General features: G+C 47.3%; 6 protein-coding genes. 1 reads left to right on the top strand and 5 read right to left on the bottom strand.

Translation table 11 applies throughout. The features are described from left to right. The 4 genes from ACJMLT_RS01875 to ACJMLT_RS01860 form a co-directional block, all read right to left on the bottom strand. On the bottom strand, nt 1-510 hold a 510-nt coding region (locus ACJMLT_RS01875), incomplete at its 3' end, for a cation:proton antiporter (RefSeq protein ID WP_405725746.1). 478 nt (nt 511-988) lie between these two features. Beyond that, the gene (locus ACJMLT_RS01870) at nt 989-1,495 is read right to left on the bottom strand and encodes a GNAT family N-acetyltransferase (RefSeq protein ID WP_405725743.1); all 507 of its coding nucleotides are present in this window, start codon (nt 1,493-1,495) and stop codon (nt 989-991) included. A gap of 2 nt (nt 1,496-1,497) precedes the next feature. Next, nucleotides 1,498-1,935: a MarR family winged helix-turn-helix transcriptional regulator gene (locus tag ACJMLT_RS01865; protein ID WP_405725740.1), complete on the bottom strand. Its 438-nt coding sequence runs from the start codon at nt 1,933-1,935 to the stop codon at nt 1,498-1,500. Between the two features lie 109 nt (nt 1,936-2,044). Continuing rightward, nucleotides 2,045-4,639: a cation-translocating P-type ATPase gene (locus ACJMLT_RS01860; RefSeq protein ID WP_405725737.1), complete on the bottom strand. Its 2,595-nt coding sequence runs from the start codon at nt 4,637-4,639 to the stop codon at nt 2,045-2,047. Nucleotides 4,640-5,012: 373 nt separating this feature from the next. Between ACJMLT_RS01860 and ACJMLT_RS01855 the strand changes: the two genes are divergently transcribed. After that, the gene (locus ACJMLT_RS01855) at nt 5,013-5,246 is read left to right on the top strand and encodes a hypothetical protein (protein ID WP_405725734.1); all 234 of its coding nucleotides are present in this window, start codon (nt 5,013-5,015) and stop codon (nt 5,244-5,246) included. 47 nt (nt 5,247-5,293) lie between these two features. On the opposite strand, the gene ACJMLT_RS01850 is transcribed toward ACJMLT_RS01855, so the two are convergent. Continuing rightward, nucleotides 5,294-5,782 carry a pyridoxamine 5'-phosphate oxidase family protein gene (locus tag ACJMLT_RS01850; protein WP_405725731.1) on the bottom strand — a complete coding sequence of 163 codons (489 nt, stop codon included), beginning with the start codon at nt 5,780-5,782 and terminating at the stop codon, nt 5,294-5,296. Between the last annotated feature and the right edge of the window lie 29 nt (nt 5,783-5,811).

Genomic DNA, 5,811 nt, shown 5'->3' with positions numbered 1-5,811 from the left:
TGTCAGTACCAGAATCCCCAGAATATCATCAATGACTGCCGCACCCATAATGACTGTACCCATAGGTGTATTCAGTTTGCCCATTTCCTTCAATGCTTCTACAGAAATGCTGACGGAAGTTGCAGTCAGTACCACCCCTGTGAATACTGCCTTCAGCAGATCTGCCTGTGTGTTGCCGCCGAAGAACATCATATATACGGCTGTGCCGCCTACCAGGGGCAGCAGCACCCCACAAACGGCAACCAGAAGAGAGGTTGCCCCTGTTTTCTTCAGTTCCTGCAGATCTGTTTCCAGACCGGCGTGGAACATCAGAAAGATAACACCCAGTTCAGCAATTTGTCTGAGGAACTCTGTTTCATTCAGAATAGAAAAACCTGCAGGCCCCAACAGCAGACCCGCCAGCAGCGCACCAACAATCTGAGGCATACGCATGCGTTCTGTCATCAGCCCCATCAGTTTGGTGGCCAGCAGAATAATTACCAGTGCCAATAAATAACCTTTTGTTTCCATAGATTTATGATCTCCTTTTCTGTATCATTCTTTTCATTCTTTCTTCGGCTCCCAAAGCCATTCCATAGATTACCCCCATCTTTCATAAAATGCAATATTTGCGGATATCAATTCTTTTTCCAAAAAACGCACAATTTTTATGTAAATCGCATCCCTATTTGTTCTTTTTTTCACAACATCCAAATATTTTTTCTCATTTCTTTCAAAGGGATTCAGCAAAAAGTATGTGAATTCTGTAACATATTCACGCAAAACGCCCCTTTTCGGAGAAAATTTTGCCGTATAAAAATACCGTAAAAAAAGCTCCACAGACCTTTTATGGTCTATGGAGCTTCGCTGTGATACAAATATTATGTTTCCCTTTATTTCCCGCGAACCACTCTGCTCAGCTGGATGATAAAGGTAGATTCGTATACCACAGGAAGGAGGATATGAAAGTATTTCAAAGAAAAAAGAGAGGAATCCCCTATCTTTTCCATCAGATTTTCTTCTCGAATGCAATTTTTTCACTGTTATCGAACCAAATCACGCCACAGTAAGCAAAGCCATTTCTTTTCAGCACGCGCTGCATGATTTTATTGGCTTCATCCGTATCCACGCGGAAGTTTTCGACCCCCTTTTCTTTCGCCTGCTCTGCAACCAGACGGAACGCCACATCTGCCAGACCTTTACCACGGCTTTCTTTTGCAAATGCCATGCGATGTACCACCACATAGTCTGCATCCATGGGGCTGATCCAGCTTCCCTTCAATTCGTTATAGGCAGGTTCGCCTTCATAATCGATGCAGGCATAACCAAAGATCACCCCATCTTTTAAAAAGAAATACCCTCTCTGTTTTTCAATATCACCAAGGATGGCTTCCATATTGGGATAGCCCGTCTGCCACTGGTCAATGCCCTGCTCCTTCAGGAAGACTTTCGCCTGATTGATGATATCCATAGCGATCTGTTCTTCGCCCGCTTTTGTATTTCTCAGCTGATACATATTCATTCTCCTTTATCCTGCATGGGTCTGCCCATGATACGTTCAATTTTTTCCATAGCATCTAATAAAATCTGATATTCTTTTTCATTGATGCCCTCTATCTGCCGCAAAATCCTTCGGTCTGCCTTTTCTTCCAGAAGAATGTTCAGTTCCTCCCCTTCCGCCGTCAATCGAAGGAATTTCTCTCTGGCATCCGTTTCTGATTTTACACGCTGGATCAGCCCTTTCTTCTCCAGATTCTGCAGCATACGGCTCATATAACCCTTATCTACCGAAAGAAAGTCTGCCAGTTCCTTTGCCGTCAGACTGTCATTTCTGTCAATTTCCCCGATGATGCGAACTTCTGTCACATTGAAATCCACACCGAGATATTTTTTATCAAACACCCCCAGAATACGGGCATAGTATCTGTTAAATGCTCTGATTTTCTGCACATCCATAGACCTCACCGCCTTTTTCAGAAACAATATACTCTTTTTAGTTGCTTTTGTCAACTATTTTGTTGGAAGAAAAAGAGCGCTCCAAAGAACGCTCTTTGAAATTCGATTCTTATTTCCCGCGAACCACTCTGCTCAGCTGGATGATAAAGGTAGGAATAAAGGCAAAGCCTACGATTTTCAGGATATGAGCCAGAGTCAGAGCATCGTCGATATCAAACAGCCCGTGGAGGCCTTTGATAAACAGCACCGCCACCAGGAACAGCGCGCCTACCGCAAAAGCACCCCAGCTATAGATATTGGAGGGCAGACGGAAGATGGAGCGTGTACCGCGGCAGTTGAAGCCATGGAACAGACGTGCCAGACACAGAGTCGCAAAGGCCATCGTGCAGGCCATCGCATCATTTACCGCCAGACCTGTGTAGAAGCCCATCATGGTCACGATAGCGATCAGGCCGCCCTGTACTGCCAGATTTTTCAGGAAATCCTTCGTCAGAATACCTTCTTTGGGGTCACGGGGTTTCTGATTCAGCAGGTCGCCTGTGGGCTGTTCCATATTTACCGCCAGAGCGGGCAAACTGTCTGTCAGCAGATTGATGAACAGCAGCTGTACTGCTGTGAATGGCAGGGGAAGACCCATCAGGGAGGTAAACACAACCACCAGAATGCCGGCTAAGTTACCGGAGAGCAGGAACTGGATGGAGTTTTTGATATTGGTATATACGTTTCGGCCGTTGCCAACGGCTTTTACGATGGTCGCAAAGTTATCGTCTGTCAGGATCATGGCAGCAGCATCCTTGGATACTTCCGTACCGGTGATGCCCATGGCGATACCGATATCCGCCTGTTTCAGCGCAGGAGCATCGTTAACACCGTCCCCTGTCATGGCTGCAATGCAGCCGTTTTCCTGCCACGCGCGAACGATTCTGATTTTATGCTCGGGAGAAACACGGGCATAAACGGAGATCTGTTTTACTTCTTCTCTCAGTTGTTCATCTGTCATGTGTTCCAGTTCTGCGCCTTCGATGGCTCTGTCGCCTTCCTGCAGGATACCGATCTGTTTTGCGATAGCAGAAGCCGTTACCTTATGGTCGCCTGTGATCATCACAGGGCGGATGCCTGCACGGCGGCAGTCTGCAACTGCAGGAGCAGATTCTTCACGGGGAGGATCCATCATAGCGATCAGACCAACAAATGTCAGGTCATTTTCATCTTCCAGACCCAATGTCCTGTCTTCGCCGATCACTTTTTCCGCAAAGGCCAGTACACGCAGACCCTGAGAGGAGAATGCAGCATTCTGTTCCTGAATTTCCTTACAGAAGTCATCATTCATAGGCACGACACCTGCTTCTGTTTTCGCAGATACGCATCTTGCCAGCAGCACATCGGGGGCACCCTTTGTCATCAGTGTGTATGCACCGTCGATGTGATGCAGGGTAGACATCAGTTTTCTGTCGGAATCAAAGGGAATTTCCTTCAGACGGGGATATGCATTTCTAACATCCCCTTCATTACCGCCGGCTTTACGGATGAATGCCAGCAGGGCAGTTTCTGTGGGGTCACCCACCTGCACTTCGCCATTGATGGCGCCGTCGTTACACAGTACAGAATGTTCCACCAGTTCTTTCAGAGGGGAAATTTTTGCATCTGCGCCTTCTGCTTCCCAGATCTTGCCCAGTGTAAAGGCTTTCTGTACAGTCATGCGGTTCTGTGTCAGTGTACCTGTTTTATCGGAACAGATAACGGAAACGGAACCCAGAGATTCCACGGCACGGAGTTTTTTGATGATGGCATTTTCCTTGGCCATTTTCTGCGTACCGATGGCCAGACCAATGGTCACGATGGAGGACAGGGCTTCGGGAATGGCTGCTACTGCCAGCGCCACCGCAAACATCAGGGCATCCCCCAGCCCCATGCCTCTCCACATGCCCAGACCAAACACGATGGCACAGATTACCAGAATGATAATGGACAGCTTCTTGGAGAAATCATCCAGACTGCGCTGCAGGGGTGTTGCTTTTTCCTGGGCGGATTCCATCAGATGAGCGATCTTACCCATTTCTGTATTCATGCCTGTGCCTGTGACCAGAACCACCGCACGGCCATAGGATACCAAAGAGCCACTGTAGACCATATTCACGCGGTCGCCCAGAGGCAGTTCTTCCTTTTCAATAGGTTCATCAATTTTATTTACGTTTTCGGATTCCCCTGTCAAAGCAGATTCATTGACCTGCAGGGAATAGTTTTCCAGAATACGGCCGTCTGCCGCCGCCACGTCCCCCGCTTCTAAGAGCAGGATATCCCCGGGCACCAGTTCGGATGCGGCAATTTCCTGCTTTTCACCATCACGGATCACTCTTGCATTGGGTGCAGACATGGCTTTCAGGCTGTCCAGAGATTTCTGTGCTTTGAAATGCTGGGCTGTACCCAGAATGGCATTCATGATCAGAACAGCAATGATAACAATGGTACCTTCAATGCCGCCGGTCAGGGCAGAAATGATGGCCGCAATGATCAGGATCACGACCAGAAGGTCTGCAAACTGTTCCGCAAATACCTGCAGCACCGTTTTCCGTTTCCCTTCCTGCAATTTGTTTTCACCGTATTTTTCCAGTCTTGTTTTTGCTTCTCCCGCTGTCAGTCCACGGGGATCGCTTTCCAGCAGAGAATACAGCTCCTCTTTCTGTTTCATCCACAATTTTTCCATATATATGCTCCTTTCCAAGTATTCGCGCACAAAAAAAGACTTTCATTGCACGCAAAAAAAACGTTGTGCAATAAAAGTCTTGCTTCTTCGATCGGTCAGACGATTCTGATGGACGGTGTCCGGGCTTTTCTGCCGTGATGACGAACACAGTCAGCGGATCTCTCCGCAAGCTACTCCCTCTTATCGATTGAAACATTTTACCACGCACACACTGCGAAAGCAAGTTAATTTTTCTTTACTCTCCAGTATGGACGAAATTTTTCACCTCAAACCACTCTATGCAGGAATTTTTCGTTTGTATCTTTTTTTCCTGCGGAATTTTTGGTAAGATAGAGAAAACCACAGAAAAACATCCCCAAAGGAGGAAACATAGATGAAACACGACAAATACCGCTACACCAACACAGAAGAGATCGTATGGTATCTGAAGAAATACCGCCGCGTAGACGAAGAATGGCAGGCCGATTTTTACGATGAATACGGCAGACACATGCTGACCTTCGAAAGCGACGAAGAAACACTGGAGGCCCTGCAGAACGATGACAGCCTGTTCCAGATGGTGGCAGAATGGCTGGACTTTGCCCTGATGGTTTCCCCCGAAGAATAAAACAGACATTGCAAAAAAAAGCGACAGGAGCTTCCTGTCGCTTTTTCTTATCGCATGTTTACCAATTCAATGGATTCTTTCCCTGTCAGATGCTCCAGATCAAACTGCAGCATACACAGGTTTGCGAAATGTGTTTCGATTTCTTTTTCCATGCCCTCTGCCCCCTGATCGCCGGAATATTTTTCCGTCAGGATGCGGATGGCTTTTCTTTTTTCGTCCTCGTTTTCCAGAATACGCACCCTGCCGAAGGCAATGACACTGCGGAAATAGGTGGTATATTCCTCAGAAACCACTTTGTCCTGATCGATGACGCAGAACGATGCTTTTTCTTCTCTGCGGATAGCATCGATCTTATGGCCTGTTTTTGCACAATGGAAGAAGATCTTGTCCCCCGCCAGCACATAGCTCAGGGGAACACCATAGGGATAGCCCCCGTCCCCCAGCACAGACAGGATGCCGGAAGTATTTTTCTGCAGAATTTCTCTGCTGACTTCCTCAGACAGAAGCTGTTTTTTTCTTCGCATTTTCCGAAACATAAACAGCCTCCTTATGCCTTTGCTTCCGC

This window comes from Anaerotignum sp. (genome assembly GCF_045122575.1).
GTDB lineage: Bacteria > Bacillota > Clostridia > Lachnospirales > Anaerotignaceae > Anaerotignum_A.
Note: the sequence above shows the minus strand (reverse complement) of the source record. Positions and strands in the feature narration are given on the sequence as shown.

Excerpts from the sequence above, each read along its gene's own strand:
- ACJMLT_RS01870 (WP_405725743.1), bottom strand. The coding sequence starts at position 1,495 with ATGTATCAGCTGAGAAATACAAAAGCGGGCGAAGAACAGATCGCTATG.
- ACJMLT_RS01865 (WP_405725740.1), bottom strand. The coding sequence starts at position 1,935 with ATGGATGTGCAGAAAATCAGAGCATTTAACAGATACTATGCCCGTATT.
- ACJMLT_RS01860 (WP_405725737.1), bottom strand. The coding sequence starts at position 4,639 with ATGGAAAAATTGTGGATGAAACAGAAAGAGGAGCTGTATTCTCTGCTG.
- ACJMLT_RS01855 (WP_405725734.1), top strand. The coding sequence starts at position 5,013 with ATGAAACACGACAAATACCGCTACACCAACACAGAAGAGATCGTATGG.
- ACJMLT_RS01850 (WP_405725731.1), bottom strand. The coding sequence starts at position 5,782 with ATGTTTCGGAAAATGCGAAGAAAAAAACAGCTTCTGTCTGAGGAAGTC.